Origin of the sequence: Streptomyces sp. NPDC037389 (genome assembly GCF_040636475.1) — a bacterium.
Classification (GTDB): domain Bacteria; phylum Actinomycetota; class Actinomycetes; order Streptomycetales; family Streptomycetaceae; genus Streptomyces; species Streptomyces hesseae.
In genome coordinates, this window is the sequence record NZ_JBEZUS010000016.1 from 1 (window position 1) to 21389 (window position 21389).

The 21389-nt window shown below is 72.8% G+C and carries 18 protein-coding genes; 11 read left to right on the top strand and 7 right to left on the bottom strand.

What is annotated here, in order from left to right:
* Positions 1-130: 130 nt before the first annotated feature.
* The 3 genes from AB0E98_RS28335 to AB0E98_RS28345 all read left to right on the top strand — a co-directional run bounded on the left by AB0E98_RS28335 (position 131) and on the right by AB0E98_RS28345 (position 4431).
* Positions 131-1024, top strand: a complete 894-nt coding sequence (locus tag AB0E98_RS28335; RefSeq protein WP_361707979.1) for a diacylglycerol kinase — start codon at positions 131-133, stop codon at positions 1022-1024.
* Between the two features lie 44 nt (positions 1025-1068).
* Positions 1069-3894 carry a DEAD/DEAH box helicase gene (locus AB0E98_RS28340; protein ID WP_361707982.1) on the top strand — a complete coding sequence of 942 codons (2826 nt, stop codon included), beginning with the start codon at positions 1069-1071 and terminating at the stop codon, positions 3892-3894.
* A 162-nt stretch (positions 3895-4056) separates the two neighbouring features.
* Positions 4057-4431, top strand: a complete 375-nt coding sequence (locus tag AB0E98_RS28345; protein WP_361707985.1) for a hypothetical protein — start codon at positions 4057-4059, stop codon at positions 4429-4431.
* Positions 4432-4463: 32 nt separating this feature from the next.
* On the opposite strand, the gene AB0E98_RS28350 is transcribed toward AB0E98_RS28345, so the two are convergent.
* From AB0E98_RS28350 to AB0E98_RS28360, 3 genes are read right to left on the bottom strand one after another with little or no spacing between them, the layout of a single operon-like run.
* On the bottom strand, positions 4464-5198 hold the full coding sequence (locus AB0E98_RS28350) for a hypothetical protein (RefSeq protein WP_361707988.1): 735 nt from the start codon (positions 5196-5198) through the stop codon (positions 4464-4466).
* A 38-nt stretch (positions 5199-5236) separates the two neighbouring features.
* The gene (locus tag AB0E98_RS28355) at positions 5237-6097 is read right to left on the bottom strand and encodes a siderophore-interacting protein (protein WP_361707991.1); all 861 of its coding nucleotides are present in this window, start codon (positions 6095-6097) and stop codon (positions 5237-5239) included.
* Positions 6098-6152: 55 nt separating this feature from the next.
* Positions 6153-7058, bottom strand: coding sequence for a 5'-3' exonuclease (locus AB0E98_RS28360; protein ID WP_361708213.1), 906 nt, complete (start codon positions 7056-7058; stop codon positions 6153-6155).
* A 219-nt stretch (positions 7059-7277) separates the two neighbouring features.
* Between AB0E98_RS28360 and AB0E98_RS28365 the strand changes: the two genes are divergently transcribed.
* The 3 genes from AB0E98_RS28365 (at position 7278) to AB0E98_RS28375 (ending at position 11032) form a co-directional block, all read left to right on the top strand.
* Positions 7278-8423 carry a glycine betaine/L-proline ABC transporter ATP-binding protein gene (locus tag AB0E98_RS28365; RefSeq protein ID WP_361707993.1) on the top strand — a complete coding sequence of 382 codons (1146 nt, stop codon included), beginning with the start codon at positions 7278-7280 and terminating at the stop codon, positions 8421-8423.
* Complete coding sequence (locus AB0E98_RS28370; RefSeq protein WP_361707995.1) at positions 8416-10227, top strand: ABC transporter permease/substrate binding protein; 1812 nt, start codon at positions 8416-8418, stop codon at positions 10225-10227. The genes AB0E98_RS28365 and AB0E98_RS28370 overlap by 8 nt, the downstream gene beginning before the upstream one ends.
* Positions 10228-10291: 64 nt before the next feature.
* The gene (locus tag AB0E98_RS28375; protein ID WP_361708215.1) at positions 10292-11032 is read left to right on the top strand and encodes a helical backbone metal receptor; all 741 of its coding nucleotides are present in this window, start codon (positions 10292-10294) and stop codon (positions 11030-11032) included.
* Here AB0E98_RS28375 and AB0E98_RS28380 read toward each other — a convergent pair.
* Positions 10959-12074: a TDT family transporter gene (locus AB0E98_RS28380; protein WP_361707996.1), complete on the bottom strand. Its 1116-nt coding sequence runs from the start codon at positions 12072-12074 to the stop codon at positions 10959-10961. The two genes, AB0E98_RS28375 and AB0E98_RS28380, sit on opposite strands and share 74 nt — an antisense overlap.
* 70 nt (positions 12075-12144) lie before the next feature.
* Between AB0E98_RS28380 and AB0E98_RS28385 the strand changes: the two genes are divergently transcribed.
* Positions 12145-13077 carry a LysR family transcriptional regulator gene (locus AB0E98_RS28385; protein ID WP_361707998.1) on the top strand — a complete coding sequence of 311 codons (933 nt, stop codon included), beginning with the start codon at positions 12145-12147 and terminating at the stop codon, positions 13075-13077.
* A 137-nt stretch (positions 13078-13214) separates the two neighbouring features.
* Here AB0E98_RS28385 and AB0E98_RS28390 read toward each other — a convergent pair whose 3' ends face one another.
* From AB0E98_RS28390 to AB0E98_RS28400, 3 genes are all read right to left on the bottom strand, one after another.
* Positions 13215-13934: a gamma-glutamyl-gamma-aminobutyrate hydrolase family protein gene (locus tag AB0E98_RS28390; protein WP_361708001.1), complete on the bottom strand. Its 720-nt coding sequence runs from the start codon at positions 13932-13934 to the stop codon at positions 13215-13217.
* A gap of 20 nt (positions 13935-13954) precedes the next feature.
* Complete coding sequence (gene eat / locus AB0E98_RS28395; RefSeq protein ID WP_361708003.1) at positions 13955-15397, bottom strand: ethanolamine permease; 1443 nt, start codon at positions 15395-15397, stop codon at positions 13955-13957.
* A gap of 113 nt (positions 15398-15510) precedes the next feature.
* Complete coding sequence (locus AB0E98_RS28400; protein WP_361708218.1) at positions 15511-16263, bottom strand: FCD domain-containing protein; 753 nt, start codon at positions 16261-16263, stop codon at positions 15511-15513.
* A 95-nt stretch (positions 16264-16358) separates the two neighbouring features.
* Between AB0E98_RS28400 and AB0E98_RS28405 the strand changes: the two genes are divergently transcribed.
* From AB0E98_RS28405 to AB0E98_RS28420, 4 genes are all read left to right on the top strand, one after another.
* Entirely contained in the window at positions 16359-17735 is a 1377-nt protein-coding gene (locus AB0E98_RS28405; protein ID WP_361708006.1) for a glutamine synthetase family protein, read from the top strand.
* A 12-nt stretch (positions 17736-17747) separates the two neighbouring features.
* A complete protein-coding gene (locus AB0E98_RS28410; protein ID WP_361708009.1) occupies positions 17748-19127 on the top strand; it encodes an aldehyde dehydrogenase family protein in 1380 nt (459 codons plus the stop codon).
* Complete coding sequence (locus tag AB0E98_RS28415) at positions 19124-19909, top strand: 3-oxoacyl-ACP reductase (protein WP_311612703.1); 786 nt, start codon at positions 19124-19126, stop codon at positions 19907-19909. Before AB0E98_RS28410 ends, AB0E98_RS28415 begins: the two co-directional genes overlap by 4 nt.
* Before the next feature lie 123 nt (positions 19910-20032).
* Positions 20033-21307 carry a haloacid dehalogenase-like hydrolase gene (locus AB0E98_RS28420; RefSeq protein ID WP_361708012.1) on the top strand — a complete coding sequence of 425 codons (1275 nt, stop codon included), beginning with the start codon at positions 20033-20035 and terminating at the stop codon, positions 21305-21307.
* Positions 21308-21389 lie beyond the last annotated feature (82 nt).

Sequence of the window (21389 nt, forward strand, 5' to 3'; positions counted from 1 at the left end):
GTGTTACACCGCGGAGTCCTCACCCCCCCCCCCCCCCCGGCGGCCCCCCCCCCCGGGGGGGGGCCCCCCCCCCCGCCCCCCCCCCCCCCCGCCGTGTTCATGACCGTCGGTCACCCGGTAGTGTCCCCGCGTGACCAGCGACATCACGTTATTCGTCAACCCCGCCGCGGGCCGCGGCCGCGGCGCCCGCGCCGCCCGGCCCGCGGCGGCGGTCCTGCGCGCCGCCGGTTTCTCCGTCCGTACCGTCCTCGGCCACGACGCCCCCGACGCGCTGCGCCGCGCCCGCGAGGCCGTCGCCGGCGGCACCGGAGCGCTGATCGCCGTGGGCGGCGACGGCATGGTCTCGCTCGCCCTGCGCGCCGTCGCCGGCACCCCCACCCCGCTCGGGGTGATCGCCGCCGGCACCGGCAACGACTTCGCCCGCACCGCCGGCCTGCCCGTCCGCGACCCCGCCGCGGCCGCCGCGATCGCGGCCCGCTCGCTCAAGGGCGACGGCGGCCGCCCCGTCGACCTCGGCCGGGTCGGCGACACCTGGTTCGGCACCGTCCTCGCCTCCGGCTTCGACTCGCGCGTCAACGACCGCGGCAACCGGATGCGCTTCCCCACCGGACGGCTCCGCTACGACGCCGCCCTCCTCGCCGAGCTCGCCGCGCTGCGCCCCATCCCGTACCGGCTGCGCTTCGACGACGGCCCCGAGCAGCACATCGAGGCCACGCTCGTCGCCGTCGGCAACGGCCGCTCCTACGGCGGCGGCATGCGCGTGTGCGCGGACGCCCGGCTCGACGACGGCCTCTTCGACGTCACCGTCGTCGGCCCCTGCCACCGCACGACCCTCCTGCGCGTCTTCCCCCGGGTCTACCGGGGCACCCACCTCACCCACCCCGCGGTGACCACCCACCGGGCCGCCACCGTGACCATCGAAGCGGACGGGATCACCGGCTATGCCGACGGGGAACCCCTGGGAGCGCTGCCGCTGACGGCCGAGACCGTCCCGGCGGCGGTACGGCTCCTGGGAGCTCGATAAAGATCAGGTGACTGTCGGAGGTCCCCGGTAGGCTCGTAGACAAGATGACCGACGACATGTCCCCTGCTGAGCGCTACGCCCTGGCACGGCAGCGCGCCGCCGAGCAGGCCACCGCGCTCGCCCCCTTCCGCGAGATGTACGACTTCGAGCTGGACCCCTTCCAGATAGAGGCCTGCAAGGCCCTGGAGGCGGGCAAGGGGGTGCTGGTCGCCGCGCCGACCGGCTCCGGAAAGACCATCGTGGGCGAGTTCGCCGTCCACCTGGCCCTCACCCAGGGCCGCAAATGCTTCTACACCACGCCCATCAAGGCGCTCTCCAACCAGAAGTACGGCGATCTCGTCAAGCGCTACGGCGCCGACAAGGTCGGCCTGCTCACCGGCGACAACAGCGTCAACGCCACCGCCCCCGTGGTCGTGATGACCACCGAGGTCCTGCGCAACATGCTCTACGCCGGCTCGCAGGAGCTGATCGGCCTCGGCCATGTGGTCATGGACGAGGTGCACTACCTCTCCGACCGCTTCCGCGGCGCCGTCTGGGAAGAGGTGATCATCCACCTCCCCGAGTCCGTGACCCTGGTCTCCCTCTCGGCCACCGTCTCCAACGCCGAGGAGTTCGGCGACTGGCTGGACACCGTCCGCGGCGACACCGAAGTGATCGTCTCCGAGGAGCGTCCCGTCCCGCTCTGGCAGCACGTGCTCGCCGGCCGCCGGATGTACGACCTCTTCGAGGAGGAGACCGACCACGGCGGCCGCGGCGCCGCCCGCCGCGAGGTCAACCCCGACCTGCTGCGCATGGCCCGCATGGAGAACAGCCGCGTCTACAACCCGCGCGAGCGCCGCCGCGGCAAGATGGTCCGCGAGGCCGACCGCGAGCGCGAGCGCCGCCAGCGCAGCCGCATCTGGACCCCCGGCCGCCCCGAGGTCATCGAGCGGCTCGACGCCGAGGGCCTGCTGCCCGCCATCACCTTCATCTTCAGCCGCGCCGGCTGCGAGGCCGCCGTCCAGCAGTGCCTCTACGCCGGCCTGCGGCTCAACGACGACGAGGCGCGCGCCGAGGTCCGCGCCATCGTCGAGGAGCGCACCGCCGCCATCCCCGACGAGGACCTCCACGTCCTGGGCTACTTCGACTGGCTCGAGGGCCTTGAGCGCGGCATCGCCGCCCACCACGCGGGCATGCTGCCGACCTTCAAGGAGGTCGTCGAGGAGCTCTTCGTCAAGGGTTACGTCAAGGCCGTCTTCGCCACCGAGACCCTCGCGCTCGGCATCAACATGCCCGCCCGCTCGGTCGTGCTGGAGAAGCTGGTCAAGTGGAACGGCGAGCAGCACGCCGACATCACCCCCGGCGAGTACACCCAGCTCACCGGCCGTGCCGGCCGCCGCGGCATCGACGTCGAGGGCCACGCCGTGGTCCTGTGGCAGCGCGGCATGGACCCCGCCGCCCTCGCCGGCCTGGCCGGCACCCGCACGTACCCGCTGCGCTCCAGCTTCAAGCCGTCGTACAACATGGCGGTCAACCTGGTCTCGCAGTTCGGCCGGCACCGCTCCCGCGAGCTGCTGGAGACCTCCTTCGCCCAGTTCCAGGCGGACAAGTCCGTCGTCGGCATCTCCCGCCAGGTCCAGAAGAACGAGGAGGGCCTCGCCGGCTACCGCGAGGCCATCGACTGCCACCTCGGCGACTTCGAGGAGTACGCGCGGCTGCGCCGCGAGCTGAAGGACCGTGAGACCGAGCTGGCCAAGCAGGGCGCCACCCAGCGCCGGGCCGCCGCCGCGGCCGCCCTGGAGCGGCTCAAGCCCGGTGACGTCATCCACGTCCCCACCGGCAAGTTCGCCGGCCTGGCCCTGATCCTCGACCCGGGCCTGCCGCCCGGCCGCTCCGACCGCCACCGCGGCTTCGACCACCAGGACGGCCCCCGTCCGCTGGTCCTGACCGCCGAGCGGCAGGTCAAGCGGCTCGCCGCGATCGACTTCCCGGTGCCGGTCGAGCCGCTGGAGCGGATGCGCATCCCCCGCTCCTTCAACCCGCGCAGCCCCCAGTCCCGCCGCGACCTCGCCTCCGCGCTGCGCACCAAGGCCGGGCACATAGTCCCCGACCGCCACCGCAAGGGCCGGGCCCCCGCCGCCGACGACCGCGAGATCTCCGAGCTGCGCGCGGCCATCCGCTCCCACCCCTGCCACGGCTGCTCCGACCGCGAGGACCACGCCCGCTGGGCCGAGCGCTACCACCGCCTGCTGCGCGACACCCGCCAGCTGGAGCGGCGCATCGAGGGCCGGACGAACACCATCGCCCGCACCTTCGACCGCATCTGCGCCCTCCTGACCGACCTCGACTACCTCCACGGCGACGAGGTCACCGAGGACGGCCGCCGCCTCGCCCGTCTCTACGGCGAGCTCGACCTGCTCGCCTCCGAGTGCCTCCGCGAAGGCGTCTGGGACGGCCTCAAGCCCGCCGAACTGGCCGCCTGCGCCTCCGCCCTGGTCTACGAGGCCCGCGTCGCGGACGACGCCGCCCCGCCGAAGCTGCCCACCGGGCCCGCGAAGAACGCCCTCGGCGAGATGGTCCGCATCTGGGGCCGCCTCGACGCCCTGGAGGAACAGCACAAGATCAACCAGGCGGAGGGCGTCGGCCAGCGCGAACCCGACCTCGGCTTCGCCTGGCCCGCCTACCAGTGGGCCTCCGGCAGTGGCCTGGACGAGGTGCTGCGGGAGATCGAGATGCCCGCGGGCGACTTCGTCCGCTGGACGAAGCAGCTCATCGACGTCCTGGGCCAGATCGCGGTGGCGGCCCCGGCGGGCAGCCCGGTCACCCGCAACGCCCGCAAGGCGGTCGAAGGGCTGCTGCGGGGGGTTGTGGCGTACTCGTCGGTGGGGTGAGGCCACCGCCCGCCGGGATCGGCCATGGCTGATCCCGGCGGCCCGGGACCGCGCGTGCCGGGCATACGCGGCCCTGGACGAGGCCCTGGATTACGCGTGCCGTGCGATGGACAGCCTGAGCACACCGGAAGACCGGAGTCCGCTGTTCGGGAAGGTGCACGCATGAAGAGAACGCCGCTGAGCCGGAGCATCCCCCTCGCGATCGGCGCCGGGCTCGTGGGCCTCGTCGCCGGGAGCGCTTCGGTGCTCGTCGCCGCGCCGTCCGACGCGGCGGGCAGGGCCGCCGCGGTCGCCGTCGCTCCTCATCCCGTCAACGGCGACGTCCTGCACATCGGCCCGAACGGGACGTTCGGCGGCATCGTCGACTGTCCCGCCGGTGAAGTCGTCACCGGCGGCGGTGGGTACGCGAGCGACCCGTACGCCCTGCGGCTCAGCTCGTCCTACCAGAGCGGCTCCAGGGCCTGGGTGGCCTATGGGCAGAACGTCAGCTCACGGACCGTGGACGTGTACGCCCAGGCGATCTGCACCCGCCCCTGAGAGGGCCTCTGACGCGCCCCCTGAAGCGTCCCTCAACGCGCCGTGTCCTCCGGCCCGGGTTCCTGTCCGCCCTCGTCGTGGCGGTTCCGCTTCCGGTTCCGTTTCCGGGTCAGCAGGTAGGTCGCCGTCGAGGCCAGGACCGCGGCCAGGGTCGCCGTGCCGGCGATGGCGGCGGCGAGTTCGCCGAGGGAAACGCCCTCGGTGCCGTCGTCGTCCTCGTCCGGTGCCGTCTCGCTCGTCCGGTCGACGATCTCGTCGTAGCCCCTCGGTCCGTCGCAGAACTCGCGGTTGCCCGGGTCCATTTCGGGGACGACGGTCAGTTCGACGGACTCGGCCGGATCCTCCTCGCCGCCGTCCTTGAGGTCGACGGGGTAGGTGCCGGGGGCGAGGTCGCAGGGGACCATGCCCGCGACCCTGGTGTACAACCGGCCGTTCTTGCCCTCCCGGAAGCGCTTCTCCTTGAGGGTCAGCTTCTTGACGAACGCGGGTGACTCGACCGTGAGATGGCCCTCGTGGGCGTCCAGCGTGGTCTGGCCTGTGGTGACCGTGAAGACCACCTCGCGGCCGCGCTGGGTGGGCCCGGCGGCGGCTATGGACGACTCGGAATCCGAGGAATTCGCGGAATCGGCGGAATCGCCGGGATCAGTGGATTCGGCGGAGTTCGAGGAATCCGGGGGAAGCGCGGAACCCGGCGCGGCGGCCGTCAGGACGAGGGCCGCCGCGGCGAGGGGCGTGAGCGACGCCAGGGCTGTCCGGGCACGTTTCATGCGGGGAGGATATCCATGACCTCCCGTCAGGGGAGGGCTCAGGCCGCGGCCCCGGCCGCCCCGCCGCCCTCCTGCTCGGCCTCGACCTGCTGGTTCCACTCGCGCTTCGCGGCCTGCCAGCCGTCCTCGTCATGACCCCGGCGCCAGTAGCCGGAGATCGACAGCCGCTCGCGCGGCACCTCGCGCTCCACGCGCAGATGGCGGCGCAGCTCCTTGACGAAGCCCGCCTCGCCGTGGACGAAGACATGGGCGTCCCCCGCCGGGAACGCGAGCGACCGCACGGCCTCGACCAGGGCCTCGCCGACCGGGGCGCCGTCGCGCGTCAGCCAGGTGACCTCGACGCCGTCCGGCAGCTCCAGCTTCTGCTTGTCGTCCTCGCCCGGGACCTCGACGAACGCGTGGACGACAGCGCCCTCCGGCATTCGCTCCAGGGAAGCGGCGATGGCGGGCAGCGCGCTCTCGTCACCGGCCAGCAGATGCCAGTCGGCGGCGGGGTCCGGGGCGTAGGCGCCGCCGGGGCCGAGCATGCGGATCTCCGCGCCCGGCTCCGCCGTCGCGGCCCAGGGGCCGGCCAGGCCCTCGTCCCCGTGCACCACGAAGTCGATCACCAGCTCCCGGGCGGCCCGGTCGAAGGAGCGCACGGTGTACGTACGGGTCCGGGGCCACTGGTCGCGCGGCAGGTCCCGGCGGATGACCTCCATGTCGAAGGGCTCGGGGTAGGCCACGCCCTCGACGGGGAAGAGCAGCTTCACATAGTGGTCCGTGCACTCCCCGGCGCCGAACTCCGCGAGCTCCTCGCCACCCAGGACCACACGCACCATGTGCGGCGTCAGTCGCTCCGTGCGCAGCACGTGCGCGCGGGTGAGCCGAGGCGCTTTGCGGACGGGACGGTCTGCCATGGCTGTCTCCCCTGATCCCCAGGTCGTGAAAGTTAGGTCTGCCTAACCTAACAGTTCATCCGCCCAGAGCGCTCAGCAGCCGCTGCAACGAGCCGCCCAGCCCCCAGCGCTCCGCCAGCGATTCCAGCACCTCGGGGTCCAGGGGCTCCCTCGGCAGCGCCGCGTCGAAGGGGGCCAGCGGCACGTCCCCGGCCACCCGGACCACCTTCGGTGCCACCGCCAGATACGGCCCCGCCTCGGCCAGCCGCTTGCGCTGCGCCGGGCTGATCTTCGCCGCCGGGTCCTCGACCGCCGCCAGGATCCCGGCCAGGTCGCCGAAGGAGGTCAGCAGCTTCGCCGCCGTCTTCTCGCCGATGCCCGGCACGCCCGGCAGCCCGTCGCTGGGGTCGCCGCGCAGCAGGGCCAGATCCGCGTAGCCGGGGCCGTCCACCCCGTACTTCTCGCGGAGCGCGGCCTCGTCCACGGCCTGGAGCGAGCCCATGCCCTTGACCGGATACAGCACGCGCACGCCACGCGCGTCGTCGACGAGCTGGAAGAGGTCGCGGTCGCCGGTGACGATGTCCACCGGGCCCGCCGCGCGGCCCGTCAGCGTGCCGATCACGTCGTCGGCCTCGTAGCCGACGGCGCCGACGCGGGCGATGCCGATCGCGTCCAGCACGCTCTCGATCACGGGCACCTGCGGGGAGAGGGTGTCGGGCGTCTCCTCCTCGTCGGGGCCGCCCTCGACCTCCTCCGCCACCCGGTGCGCCTTGTAGGTCGGGATGAGGTCGACGCGCCACTGCGGGCGCCAGTCGAAGTCCATGCAGGCGACCAGATCGTCGGGCTCGTGGTCCTGGACCAGGCGGGCGATGAAGTCCAGCAGGCCGCGCACCGCGTTCACGGGCGTGCCGTCCGGGGCCTTCACCGACTCCGGCACCCCGAAATAGGCGCGGAAGTAGAGGGAGGCGGTGTCGAGGAGCATCAGGCGTCGCGTCACGGCTCGATCATGCCGCACCCCACCGACAGTCACCCCTTCGCCCGCGTTCACGCACCGCGTCCACGTGGTGACCGCGCCCCACCCCGCGTGTGAACCGGATCACTGTTCCGTTTGCGCCGAATGCCCCTGGGCAGGCGCGACGCCGGAGTGGCTCCGCCCTGCCAGGGGGACGGGCGTGGCCGAGGTACAACCCGAGAGGTTTATGTGTCCAGGCTGAAGGCCGAGCATCTGTACAAGGTGTTCGGCAGACGACCCGAAGCCGCCGTCCGGCGACTCGAAGACGGCGCGAGCCGCGACGAGCTGCGCGCGGACGGCACCACCGCGGCGGTGATCGACGCGTCGTTCGAGGTCGAGGCCGGCCAGATCTTCGTGGTGATGGGCCTCTCGGGCTCCGGGAAGTCCACCTTGCTGCGCATGCTCAACGGGCTCCTGGAGCCGACGTCCGGGAGCGTCCTCTACGACGGCCGGGACCTGACCGGGCTGTCCCCGGCCGAGCTGCGCGAGGTGCGCTCGCACAACATCAGCATGGTCTTCCAGCACTTCGCCCTCTTCCCGCACCGCAGCGTGCTGGAGAACGCCGCCTACGGCCTGGAGGTGCGCGGCGTGCCGCGCGCCGAACGGCTGGAGCGCGCCGCCGAGGCGCTGGAGCTGGCCGGGCTCAAGGGCTGGGAGTCGTCCTGGCCCGACGAGCTGTCCGGCGGTATGCAGCAGCGCGTCGGCCTCGCCCGCGCGCTCGCCACCGACGCCGACCTGCTGCTGATGGACGAGTCCTTCAGCGCGCTGGACCCGCTGATCCGCCGCGACATGCAGGACCAGCTGCTGGACCTCCAGAAGCGGCTCAAGAAGACGATCGTCTTCATCACCCACGACCTCAACGAGGCCATGCGCCTGGGCGACCGCATCGCCGTCATGCGCGACGGCCGCATCGTGCAGAACGGCACCGCCGAGGACATCCTCGTCCGGCCCGCCAACGACTACGTGGCCTCCTTCATCCAGGACGTGGACCGCTCCCGGGTGCTCACGGCCGGCTCGATCATGGCCGAGCCGGCGGCGGGCGCGGCGCCGGTCGCCGTGCCGGACGGCACCACGACCGTCAGCGCGGAGACGCCCGTGGCCGAGCTGTTCTCCACGTTCTCCCGCAGCGATTCCCCCGTCGCCGTCACCGACGACAGCGGTGAGGTGACCGGCGTCGTCACCCGGGACGGCCTGCTGGCGGCCCTGGCGGATCAGCCGGACGTCGAGCAGCCGGACGTCGAGCAGCGGGACGGCAAGCCGGAAGCCGGAGAGCCGGAAGAAGTCCCCGCCCCCCTTGCCCCGGCGTCCGGGCCGGAGGTGATCACCCATGCCTGAGATCAACCTCGGTGGCTGGGCGGAATCCGCCGTCGGCTGGCTCCAGTCCCACCTCTCCTGGCTCTTCGACGTCGTCAGCACCGTCCTGAACGGCATGTACGACGGCGTCCACGCCGCCCTCGGCGCGCCCGGGGCGCTGCTGATGGCCGGCATCCTCGCCGTCGTCGCCTGGTGGCTGCGCGGCCTGCCCGCCGCGGTCCTCGCCTTCGCCGGGCTCGCGCTGATCGACTCCTTCGGGCTGTGGGACCGGGCGATGGCGACGCTGTCGCTCGTCCTGGTCGCCAGCCTCATCACGCTGCTGTTCGCCGTGCCGCTGGGCATCTGGGCGGCCCGGGACCGCCGGGTGAGCGGGGCGCTGCGGCCGGTCCTCGACCTGATGCAGACGATGCCCGCCTTCGTCTACCTGATCCCCGGCGTGATGTTCTTCTCGATCGGGCCCATCCCCGGCCTGATCGCCACCATCGTCTTCTCGATGCCGCCCGGTGTGCGCATGACCGAGCTCGGCATCCGCCAGGTCGACGGCGAACTCGTCGAGGCCGCCCGGGCCTTCGGCACGACCCCGCGCGACATCCTCGTCCGCGTCCAGCTTCCGCTGGCGCTGCCCACCATCATGGCGGGCGTCAACCAGGTGATCATGCTGGCGCTGTCCATGGTCGTCATCGCCGGCATGGCGGGCGCGGGCGGTCTGGGCGAGTCGGTCTACGCGGCCGTCACCCAGGTCGACATCGGCGGCGGTGTGGAGAGCGGCCTCGCGGTCGTCGTCCTCGCCATGTACCTGGACCGGATGACCGGTGCGCTGGGCCGGCGGGTCTCCCCGCTGGGCCGCCGTGCCGCCGCCAAGGCCGACGCCGCGGCGGGTACCGCCGTAGCCGCCAAGGTGCTGCGGTACCGGCCGGGCACGGCTGTCGCCGCCGTCGGCGTCGTCGTCCTCGCGCTCGTCGCGGGCGGCATGCGGCTGGCCGACGGCGACGGACGGCAGACCGCCGCCGCGGGCGGGAGCGTCGGCCAGGGCCGTACGGTGAAGCTCGGCTACTTCCCCTGGGACGAGGCCGTCGCCTCCACCTACCTCTGGCAGAACATCCTGGAGGAGCGCGGCTACAAGCCCGAGGTCAAGCAGCTCGACCCCGGCCCGCTGTACACGGCGCTGGCCCAGGGCCAGATGGACGTCCAGTTCGACTCCTGGCTGCCCACCACCCACCAGCAGTACATGGACCGCTACCGCGACAAGCTCACCGACCTCGGCTCCTGGTACGGGCCGACGTCCCTGGAGCTGACCGTGCCCTCCTACGTCAAGGGCGTCGACTCGCTCGCCGACCTCAAGGGCAAGTCCTCGATGTTCGGCGGGAAGATCGTCGGCATCGAGTCCAGCGCCGGCATGATGGGCAAGCTCAACGACAAGGTGCTCAAGGAGTACGGTCTGGACGGCGAGTACAAGGTCGTCTCGTCCTCCACCTCCACGATGCTCGCCGAGCTCGACCGGGCCCTGAAGAAGAAGGAGCCCATCGTCACCACGCTCTGGTCGCCGCACTGGGCGTACGGGAAGTACGACCTGAAGAAGCTCAAGGACCCCAAGGGCGCCTGGGGCGCGGGCGAGCAGATCCACGCCGTCGGCAAGAAGGACTTCGCCAAGGACTTCCCGAAGATCGCGGAGTGGGTGAAGAACTTCAAGATGTCCGAGAAGGACCTCTCCTCCCTGGAGGCGGAGATCCAGAACGGGGGCAAGGGCAAGGAGAAGGAGTCGGCCCGGCGCTGGCTCGACGCCCACCCGGGCCTCGTCGACAAGCTGGCGCCCGTCGGCGCCTGACGAAGCTCCTGCCGGCGCCTGACGAACCGGTGTACGGCGGGCGTACGGTGGGGCGGTGAGCCCGATGGGCGGCCGCCCCGCCGTACGCCGAGTCGTCTCCCTGGTCCCCTCGCTCACCGAGGCCGTGGCCGGGACCGGGCCCGGCCTGCTGGTGGGCGCCACCGACTGGTGCGACCACCCGGCCGGGCTCGACGTCGTCCGGATCGGCGGCACCAAGAACCCCGATGTGGCACGGATCGCCGCCCTCGCGCCCGACCTCGTCCTCGCCAACGAGGAGGAGAACCGCGCCCCGGACCTGGGCGCGCTGCGCGCCGCCGGGCTGGACGTGCTCGTCACGGAAGTCCGCACGCTGGAGCAGGCGTTCACCGAGCTGGAACGGGTCCTGGTGCGCGGCTGCCGGCTGCCCCGGCCCGGCTGGCTGGACGACGCCCGCGACGCCTGGCGGGACGTGCGGTCCGCGGGGCCGCTGATTCCGGCCGTCGTCCCCGTCTGGCGCCGCCCCTGGATGGTGCTGGGCCGGGACACCTTCGCCGGGGACGTCCTCGCCCGGCTCGGCGTCGCCAACGTCCACGCCGGGCACCCCGAGCGCTATCCGCGCGTCCCCCTCGACCGGCTCAACGCCTGCGGCGCCGAGCTGGTCGTCCTGCCCGACGAGCCGTACCGCTTCGGCGCCGACGACGGCCCGGAGTGCTTCCCCGGGCTGCCGTCGGCGCTCGTCAGCGGCCGTCACCTCACGTGGTACGGGCCATCTCTCGCAGCGGCGCCACAGGTGCTGGGCGCGGCGCTGCGAGCAGCCGGCCGCTGACCAGCCCGACGGCGGTACGGGCCCCGGCGACCGCCCAGGCGGTCACCAGCAGCGCGTACAGCCCCACCGCCAGCCAGGTCAGGGCGGTCAGCCCCGTGCGGTGGGCCAGGGCGGCGGCGCCGGTGACGCAGGTGCCGATGGGGAAGGTGAAGGCCCACCACGTCATCGCGAAGCCCATGCCCCGGCGGGCGGCGCGGATCACCATGGCGGCGGCCAGCGCCAGCCAGAGCAGGGCGAAGCCGATGACGGGCATGCCGTAGAGGACGGCGAATCCGGCCATGGCCCGGGCGTAGGGCTCCGCGACGACGCCCGGCGCGGCGCCCGCGACGGCGTTGACGGCCGTCGTGGACTGGCCCAGCGGGCCGAGGACCAGGAACAGGGCCGGCGTCAGCGCGAGCGGCAGTGGCCCGTGGTGGACGAGCCGGGAGAAGACCACCGGCAGGATCAGCAGCGTGGCCAGCAGGCTCATCCCGAACAGTCCGTAGCAGCCCAGCAGCAGCGCCTCCCGCCACTGCCCGGCGGGCAGGTGCGGCACGAGCGCGGGGCCGAGCGCGGCGGAGACCATGGGCGCCACGACCGGCAGCAGCCACACGGGCGAGGCGTCACCGGGGGCTATCTTGTGCCGGGTCACCATCAGGTACGGGATGGCGGCCGCCGCGCCCAGTCCGACGACGGTGCCGGCGGTCCACAGCACGGCGTCGACCTTGACGGCCGCGCTCTCGCCGATCACGCCCGTGCCCACGGAGAGCGTGCTGCCGCCGACGGCCAGCAGGGCCATCGCCAGACAGCCGTAGAAGGGGGCGACGGCGGGGTCGCCGAGATGCCGCCGGGCCTGGTCGGGGTGGTGGGTCCAGTGGAGGGCGCGGGCGGTGAGCAGGGTGAGCAGCATCAGCGCCGCCAGCGCCCACACCGCCTCGCACGCCCCGCGCAGCCCCGGCACGCTCACCGGCAGGGTCGCTCCGGCGGAGGCGACGATCGCGGTTCCCATGACGGTGGCGTACCAGTTGGGGCCGAGGTGGCGGAGGGGGGTGTGGGTGCTCATGAGCCCACGATCGCGCGGACGTACCCCGCTCACCAGGACCTTTGTCCCTATGAGGGCATAAGCTGGAGTTATGAGCGGTGATTCCGGCCCCCTCCCCGTCCCCCTGGCCCACCGGGTCCCCGACCTCGGCGCCCTGGAGCTGCTGCTCGCCGTCGCCCGGCTGGGCAGCCTCGGCCGGGCGGCCCGGGAGCTGGGCATCACCCAGCCCGCCGCGAGCGGACGCGTACGGGCCATGGAACGCCTTCTCGGCGTCGCCCTGGTCGAGCGCTCACCGCGCGGCTCGCGCCTCACGGACGCCGGGGTGCTCGTCACCGACTGGGCACGCCGGGTCGTCGAGGCCGCCGAGGCCCTCGACGCGGGCGCCCAGGCGCTACGGGGACGGCGCGACTCGCGGCTGAAGGTCGCCGCCAGCATGACCATCGCGGAGTATCTGCTGCCGGGCTGGCTGATCGCGCTGCGCACGGAGCGGCCTGGCACGGCCGTCTCGCTGAGCACGGGGAACTCGGCGGCCGTGGCGGAACGCCTGCTCGCGGGCGAGGCGGACCTCGGCTTCGTCGAGGGCCTGGACGTACCGGCCGGCCTGACCGGCACCGTGGTCGGCCACGACCGCCTCGTCGTCGTCACCGCCCCCGGCCACCCCTGGGCCCGCCGCCGCACCCCCCTGGAGGCACCCGAACTGGCGGCCACCCCACTGATCCTCCGCGAACGCGGCTCGGGCACCCGCCAGGTCCTCGACGCGGCCCTGGCCACCCACGGCGGCCTGTCCGACCCCCTGCTCGAACTCGCCTCCACGACCGCCGCGAAGGCGGCCGCGGTCAGCGGCGCGGGCCCCTCCGTCCTGAGCGAGCTCGCGATCGGCGAGGAACTGGCGTCCCACCGACTGGTCGAGATCCCGGTACGCGACCTCTCCCTGATCCGCGACCTCCGCGCGGTCTGGCCCACGGGCCACCGGCCCGCGGGGCCGGCCCGGGATCTGCTGGGGCTGACGCGGACTCAGGCCTAGGCGAGTTGTACGCCCGGCGTTGTACCGGGAGGACCTTGCCGTTGAAGCCGTTGCCGCCATCCAGCGCGTATCCCGAGGAAGGCGCCACATACTCCAACGGACGCGCTGTCGCGGCGAGCCGAGGGCCCACTCCCAGGTCACGAACCACCTCCCTCCGACGCCGCCCGCACCAGCTCCGCCATCAGCCGCAAGTCGTCCCGTACCTCCGGGTGCCACTGCACCCCCAGCGCGAAGCCCGAGCGGCCCGCGTATTCCACCGCCTCCACCGTGCCGTCCTCCGCGTGGGCCGAGGCGATGAGGCCGGCGCCCAGACGGGCCACCGACTGGTGGTGGTGGGTGGCCACGTCCAGTGGGGCGTCGGCCAGGAGGGTGGCCGTCAGGGTGCCCGGGACCGGTTTGACCGGGTGGTCGGCGAAGGTGCCCGGGGCCGGGTTGTGGCCGTCGTGGCCCACCTCGTCCGGGAGGTGCTGGCAGAGCGTGCCGCCCGCGTGGACGTTCATCAGCTGCATGCCGCGGCAGATGCCGAGTACCGGGACGCCACCGGTCAGGGCGGCGTCCAGCAGGGCCAGCTCCCAGTGGTCGCGCTCGGGTACGGGGGCGCCCGAGCGGGGGTGGGGGCAGGCGGCGTAGAGGGTGGGGTCGAGGTCGTCGCCGCCCGCCAGGACGAGGGCGTCCAGGCGGGCCAGTACGGCGGGGGCGGTGGAGGGGTCGTCCGGGGGCAGCATCACCGCGAGGCCGCCCGCCCGTTGGACGTGCGCCGGGTACGCGGCCGGGAGCAGCGCGGCCGGCAGGTTCCAGGCAGCTCCCCAGCGGGCCCGGGTGAGGTAGGTGGTGACGCCGATGAGCGGCATGCTCATTCCTTCCGTTCCTCGTGCGGTCATTCCCGGGTCAGCTCCGCCTCCGCCGCGGCGAGGGCGGCGAACTCCTCCTCGGGCGCGCTCGCCACCAGCCGGTGCCGGCTGTAGAGGGCGAAGTAGCCGGCGGCGACCGCGTAGACGGCCAGGGCGATGAGCGCGGCCGTGACGTCGACCAGGAAGGTCGCCACCAGTGCCGCGCAGGCCAGGACGAAGGCCGTGGTCGAGGTGGCCACGCCGCCCGGGGTGCGGTAGGGGCGGGGCAGGTCCGGTTCGCGGCGGCGCAGGACGATGTGGGAGAGGGACATCAGCGCGTAGGAGATGGTGGCGCCGAAGACGGCCACGTTGAGCATCCGCGCCCCGTCGCCCGTGGCCGCGGCCAGGGCGAAGCCGATCGTGCCCGGGACGAGCAGCCCGAGCCAGGGGGCCTTGCGGCGGCTGGTGAGGGAGAGGACACGGGGGAGGTAGCCGGCGCGGGAGAGGGCGAAGAGCTGGCGGGAGCCGGCGTAGATGAGGGAGAAGAAGGACGCGATCAGGCCCGCCAGGCCCGCGTAGTTGACGACCCTGGCGAGGACGCGGCCCTTGCCGTCGGAGTCCAGGGCGGCGACCAGGGGGTTGCCGGCCTCCTGGAGGGCGTTCGCGCCGCCCGCGCCCGTGGCGGCCAGGAAGGTGAGCAGGGCCAGGAGCAGCAGGATGCCCATGGACGTGGCCATGGCCCTCGGCAGCGTACGGGCCGGGTCGCGGGTCTCCTCGGCGGCCAGCGGCACGCCCTCGACGCCGAGGAAGAACCACATTCCGAACGGGAACGCCGCCCAGATGCCCAGCAGGCCGAACGGCAGCCAGGAGGACGAGCCGAAGGCGTGCGGGTCGGCCGGGACGTCGTTGAGGCGGGTGGCGTCGAAGTCCGTGAAGGCGCCCGCCGCGAAGACGAGCAGGGCCGCCACCGCCACGCCCGTCACCAGGAAGCTGAAGCGCAGGGCCTCGCCCACGCCCCACAGGTGGATGCCTATGAAGATGGCGAAGCAGGACAGGTATACCGGCCAGCTCGATGTGAGGCCGAACAGACGCAGGGATTCCACGTAGTCGCCGATGAAGATGGAGATGGCCGCGGGGGCCAGGACGTACTCGATGAGGATGGCCGTTCCCGTGAGGAACCCGCCCCAGGGGCCCAGGGCGCGGCGCGCGAAGCCGTAGCCGCCGCCCGCCGTGGGGAGGATCGCGGCGAGCTCGGCGAGGGCGAAGACCATGCACGTGTACATCAGGCCCATCAGCGCGGCGGCGACGGCGAGCCCGCCGAAACCGCCGTGTGCGAGGCCGAAGTTCCAGCCGGAGTAGTCGCCGGAGACGACATAGGCCACGCCCAGGCCGGTGAGGAGCAGCGGACCCGCGCTGCCCCGGCGCAGGGAGCGCTTCTCCAGATAGCCGGAGGAACCGGAGGAGCCGGAGGAAACCGTGCGTTCGGCCATGAGCGCTCCTGACGACAGGGTGCCGGGCAAAGGTTTTGCGCCATACCTTTGTGGTCCCGACGGGCGCCGCGCAACCCCTGCGCGTTAAACCGTGGTTACGGAGCCGGGGCTCCTCACGCCAGGAAGCCCCGCAGCAGCGCCGCGGTGCCGTGGCAGTGCTCCCGCATCACCTCGCGCGCCCCGTCCGCGTCCCCGTCCAGCATCGCCTCCACCAGCGCGGTGTGCTGCCGCTGGGAGTGCTCCAGATTGCGCACCAGCAGCGGGATGCAGTCCAGCAGGTCGTTGACCGTGGCCCGCACGGCAGCGTACTGGGCGGCGAGCGTGGGGGAGCCGGACAGCTCGGCCACGGTCAGGTGGAACAGGGTGTCCCGGCGGCGGTAGTCGGCCAGCGGCGCGTCGTGCGTCGCGGCCAGCGCGGCTCGCAGCCGGGCGGCCCCCTCATCGGTCGTCCCGTGCGCGGCGCACAGCCCCGCCGCCCCCACCTCCAGCACCTCGCGGAAGCGCAGCGCGTCCTCGACGTCCACCCCCGCCAGCCTGCGGCGCAGCTCGTCCTCGCCGGCCGTCGCCGGGCGGGGCAGCACGAACGTACCGCCGTAGCGGCCGCGCCGGCTCTCCACCAGGCCCTGGTCCTGGAGGACCTTCAGCACCTCGCGCAGCGTCACCCGGCTGACCCGCAGCCGCTCGGCCAACTCCCGCTCGGCCGGAAGCCGTTCGCCCTCCGCCACCAGGCCCAGCCGGATGATCTGGAGTATCTGCTCCAGCGTCTCCTCGAAGCCGTTGCCCGCGCGGACCGGGCGCAGCACCGGCGACAGCCGGTCCGTCACGCTTCCAAGCCCGTGCGTCGGCCCGTGCGTCGGCCTGTTCATCGGCTCGTTCGTCGTTCCGTTCATCGGCCCCCTTCCCAATCAATGGTCTACCGCCCTACCTTAAGACCCCCGGACGCACCGACAGGAGGCACACCGTGGCCGACCGCACGCCCCCGCTCACGGTCGACGAGCTGCGCCGGCTCGTGGATTCCGGGGAGATCGACACCGTCGTCCTCGCCTTCACGGACATGCAGGGACGGCTCCAGGGAAAGCGGTTCGCCGCCCGGTTCTTCCTCGACGAGGTCCTGGAGCACGGCACGGAGGGCTGCAACTACCTCCTCGCCGTGGACGTCGACCTCAACACCGTCGGCGGCTACGCCATGTCGTCCTGGGAGCGCGGCTACGGCGACTTCGCCATGCGCCCCGACCTCACCACCCTGCGCCGCACCCCCTGGAATCCCGGCACCGCCCTCGTCACCGCCGACCTCGCCTGGCACGACGGCTCACCCGTCCTCGCCTCCCCGCGCCAGATACTGCGCCGCCAGCTGGACCGGCTCGCCGAGCACGGCTGGAGCGCGCACGTGGGCACGGAGCTGGAGTTCATCGTCTTCAAGGACAGCTACGAGGGCGCCTGGAACCGCGGCTACCGCGACATGACCCCCGCCAACCAGTACAACGCCGACTACTCCGTCCTCGGCACCGGCCGCGTCGAGCCCCTGCTGCGCCGGATCCGCAACGAGATGGGCGCGGCCGGCATGACCGTGGAGTCCGCCAAGGGGGAGTGCAACCTCGGCCAGCACGAGATCGCCTTCCGCTACGACGAGGCGCTCACCACCTGCGACCAGCACGCCGTCTACAAGACCGGGGCCAAGGAGATCGCCGCCCAGGAGGGCATGGCGCTCACCTTCATGGCCAAGTACGACGAGCGCGAGGGCAATTCCTGTCACATCCACCTCTCGCTGCGCGACGAGGCCGGGCGCCCCGTCTTCGCCGGCGCCGGCGAAGACGACGGCCCGTACGGCATGTCGCGGACCATGCGGCACTTCCTCGCCGGACAGCTCGCCGCCCTGCGGGAGTTCACCCTCCTCTACGCGCCGAACATCAATTCCTACAAGCGCTTCCGCCCCGGCTCCTTCGCCCCCACCGCCGTCGCCTGGGGCCCCGACAACCGCACCTGCTCCCTGCGGGTCGTCGGCCACGGCCACTCCCTCCGCTTCGAGAACCGGCTGCCCGGCGGCGACGTCAACCCCTATCTGGCCGTCGCCGGCATGATCGCCGCCGGGCTGTACGGGATGGAGCAGGAGCTGGAGCCGCCGGAGGTCTGTACGGGCAACGCCTACCGGGGCGACGCCGCGCACGTCCCCGCGACCCTGAGGGAGGCGGCAGCCCTGTGGGAGACGAGCCCCATGGCCCGGGCCGCGTTCGGCGACGAGGTCGTGGAGCACTACCTGAACATGGCGCGCGTCGAGCAGGAGGCGTACGACACGGCCGTGACGGACTGGGAGCGGTACCGCTCCTTCGAGCGGATGTGAGGACCCGCACCCATGCAGGAGACCCACGACATCGTGAACCCGGCGACCGAGGAACTGGTCGCCACCGTCCCGGCGGCCACGCCCGAGGACGTGGACGCGGCCGTACGGCGCGCCGCCGCCGCCCAGCACCGCTGGGCCGCCCTCGCCCCCGGCGACCGGGCCCGGCAGCTGCGCCGCTTCGCCGACGCGGTCGACGCGCACCTGGAGGAGCTCGCCCAACTGGAGGTCCGCGAGGCGGGCCACCCCGTCGGGAACGCCCGCTGGGAGGCCGGGAACGTCCGCGACCTGCTGGAGTACGCCGCCGGGGGAGTGGAACGGCTGACCGGCGCTCAGATCCCCGTACCCGGCGGGCTCGACGTCACCTTCCACGAACCGCTCGGCGTCGTCGCCGTCATCGCCCCGTGGAACTTCCCGATGCCCATCGCCGCCTGGGGCCTGGCCCCCGCGCTGGCCGCCGGGAACGCCGTCGTCCTCAAGCCCGCCGAGACCACCCCGCTCACCGCGCTCCGCCTCGCCGCCCTCGCCCTGGAAGCGGGGCTACCGGAAGGGCTGTTCCAGGTGCTCCCCGGCGCGGGCCCGGTGGCCGGGGACGCGCTCGTCCGCCACCCCGGCGTCGCCAAGGTCGTCTTCACCGGCTCCACCGCCGTCGGCCGGAGCATCATGGCCACCTGCGCGGAGCGGGTGAAGCGGGTGACGCTCGAACTCGGCGGCAAGAGCCCCAACATCGTCTTCGCCGACGCCGACATCGAGCGCGCCGCGGCCGCCGCCCCCGACGCCTTCCTCGACAACACCGGCCAGGACTGCTGCGCCCGAAGCCGCGTCCTCGTCCAGCGGTCCGTCCACGACCGCTTCCTGGAGCTGCTGGAACCGGCCGTGAAGTCCTTCACCGTCGGCGACCCCACCGACCCCGCGACGCGGATGGGCCCGCTGATCTCCGCCGCGCACCGCGAGCGCGTACGGTCGTACGTCCCCGAGAGCGCCCCCGCCCTCATCCGTGGCGAAGTGCCCTCCGGCAAGGGCTACTGGTACCCCGCGACCGTGCTCGAAGCGGCCCCCGGCGACCGGGTGGCCGTGGAGGAGGTCTTCGGGCCCGTCGCCGTCGTCATTCCCTTCGAGGACGAGGCCGAGGCGGTACGGCTCGCCAACGCCACCGACTACGGGCTGTCCGGCTCGGTGTGGACCCGGGACGTCTCCCGCGCCCTGCGGGTCTCCCGGGCCGTCGCCGCCGGCAACCTCTCCGTCAACTCCCACAGCAGCGTCCGCTACTGGACCCCCTTCGGCGGTTTCAAGCGGTCCGGCCTCGGCCGGGAGCTGGGCCCCGGCGCGCTCACCGCCTTCACCGAGACCAAGAACGTGTTCGTCGCCATCGATCCCCTGGAGGAGAGCAAGTGACCGACCAGCAAGCTGTCTGCCGCCGCCTCGTCGGCCGCACGGCCGTCGTCACCGGAGCCGGCAGCGGCATCGGCCTGGCCAGCGCCCGGCGGCTCGCCTCCGAAGGCGCCCACGTCGTCTGCGCCGACATCGACGAGAACGCCGGCAAGGCCGCGGCCGACGCGGTCGGCGGGCTTTTCGTCCGTACCGATGTGACTGATTCCGTCCAGGTCGAGGCGCTGTTCCAGGCCGCCCACGACACCTACGGGTCCGTCGACATCGCCTTCAACAACGCCGGGATCTCCCCGCCCGAGGACGACTCCATCCTCACCACCGGCCTCGACGCCTGGAGGCGGGTCCAGGAGGTCAACCTCACCTCCGTCTACCTCTGCTGCAAGGCCGCGCTGCCCCATATGCGGCGGCAGGGCAGGGGCTCCATCATCAACACCGCCTCCTTCGTCGCCGTGATGGGCGCCGCCACCTCGCAGATCAGCTACACCGCCTCCAAGGGCGGTGTGCTGGCGATGTCCCGCGAGCTCGGGGTGCAGTTCGCCCGCGAGGGCATCCGCGTCAACGCGCTCTGCCCGGGGCCCGTGAACACCCCGTTGCTCAAGGAACTGTTCGCCAAGGACCCGGAGCGCGCGGCCCGTCGGCTGGTGCACGTGCCGGTGGGGCGGTTCGCCGAGCCGGAGGAGATCGCGGCCGCCGTCGCCTTCCTGGCCAGCGACGACTCGTCCTTCGTGAACGCCGCCGAGTTCCTCGTGGACGGAGGCATCGCGGGGGCCTATGTGACCCCGCTGTAGGGTCCATGATCAAAAGCTGGGACCGGTCAGCGGTGTCTTCGTCGTCGTCTTCGTCGTCTTCGTCTTCTTCGTCGTCCGGTCCTGGTTTCTGTCCCCGTCCGTCACACGCACCAAAGAGAGCACATGCGCACCACGTCCGCCATTGTCGTCGGCCTTGCCACCGCCGCCGCCCTCGCCGCCGCGCCCCTCCCCGCCGGCGCGGCCACCGCCCACGACCGCGCGCCCCGCGCGAACTGTCCCCGGCTCGACCCCGGGCTCCCCTGGTTCGGTGACAACCGCGCCAGGCTCCAGAAGATGATCGACGAGCGCGGCACCTGCTCCGGCAAGCGCGGCCCGCGCCCGGTCGCCGCCTTCGACTGGGACAACACCGTCGTCAAGAACGACATCACGGACGCGACCCTCGCCTGGGCCCTGAAGCACGACAAGATCCTGCGGCCCAAGCACTGGACGGACACCAACGCCTTCCTGACCCCCGCCGCGGACAAGGCCCTCACCAAGGCCTGCGGCACCGCCGTCCCCGCCGGCCGCCCGCTGCCCACCTCGAAGAACACCGCCTGCGCCGACGAGATCTTCGAGATCCGCGAGAAGTCGCAGACGATGGCCGGTGAGTCCGCCTTCGCCGGCGACTGGAACCACCGCCGCACGGTCCCCGGCTACGCCTGGATCCCGCAGCTGTTCGCCGGCCACACCCCGGCCGCGCTCACCTCCTTCGCCCGGCAGGCCCGCGCCGAGCAGCTCGCCGCGCCCGTCGGCGCGACGCAGAAGGCCGGCACCCACACCCTCGCCGGGTACGTGCGCTACTACGACCAGCAGAAGGACCTCATCCGTACGCTCAAGGCGGCGGGTTTCGACGTCTACATCGTCTCCGCCTCCTCCGAGCCGATCGCCGAGGCGTGGTCGAGCGGTGTGGGCCTCGACGCGAAGCACACCATCGGCATCCGCAACGTCACCAAGCACGGCCGTCTGACCACCGCCATCAAGGGCTGCGGCGGCGTCGAGACCGGCCGCGGCGACGCCCTGCCGTACATGGACGGCAAGCGCTGCATGATCAACCAGGAGATCTTCAAGATCAAGGGCGCCGCCGCCTGGAAGCAGCAGGACCCGGCCCACCGCATCGCCCTCGGCGCGGGCGACGCCGACACCGATGTGACGTTCGTGAACGACGCGACCGGTGCGCACGTCGCCATCAACCGCAACAAGTCCGAGCTGATGTGCCGCGCGTTCGACGACGCCGACGGACGCTGGGTGGCCAACCCGATGTTCATCGACCCGATGCCGCGCAAGTCCGGTACGTACCCGTGCTCGACCACGGGCGCCACGGCCGCCGACGGCTCCAGGACGCCGGTGCGCCGGGCTGACGGCAGTGTGATCCCGGACCAGGTCGACAAGGCGTTCTGACGGATTGAAGGAACGTTTGCTCGGGCAGGTTCCGGCGCCAGGGTGATTTTCGCCGCGGGGGTCGGGGGCCGGACAGGCCGCC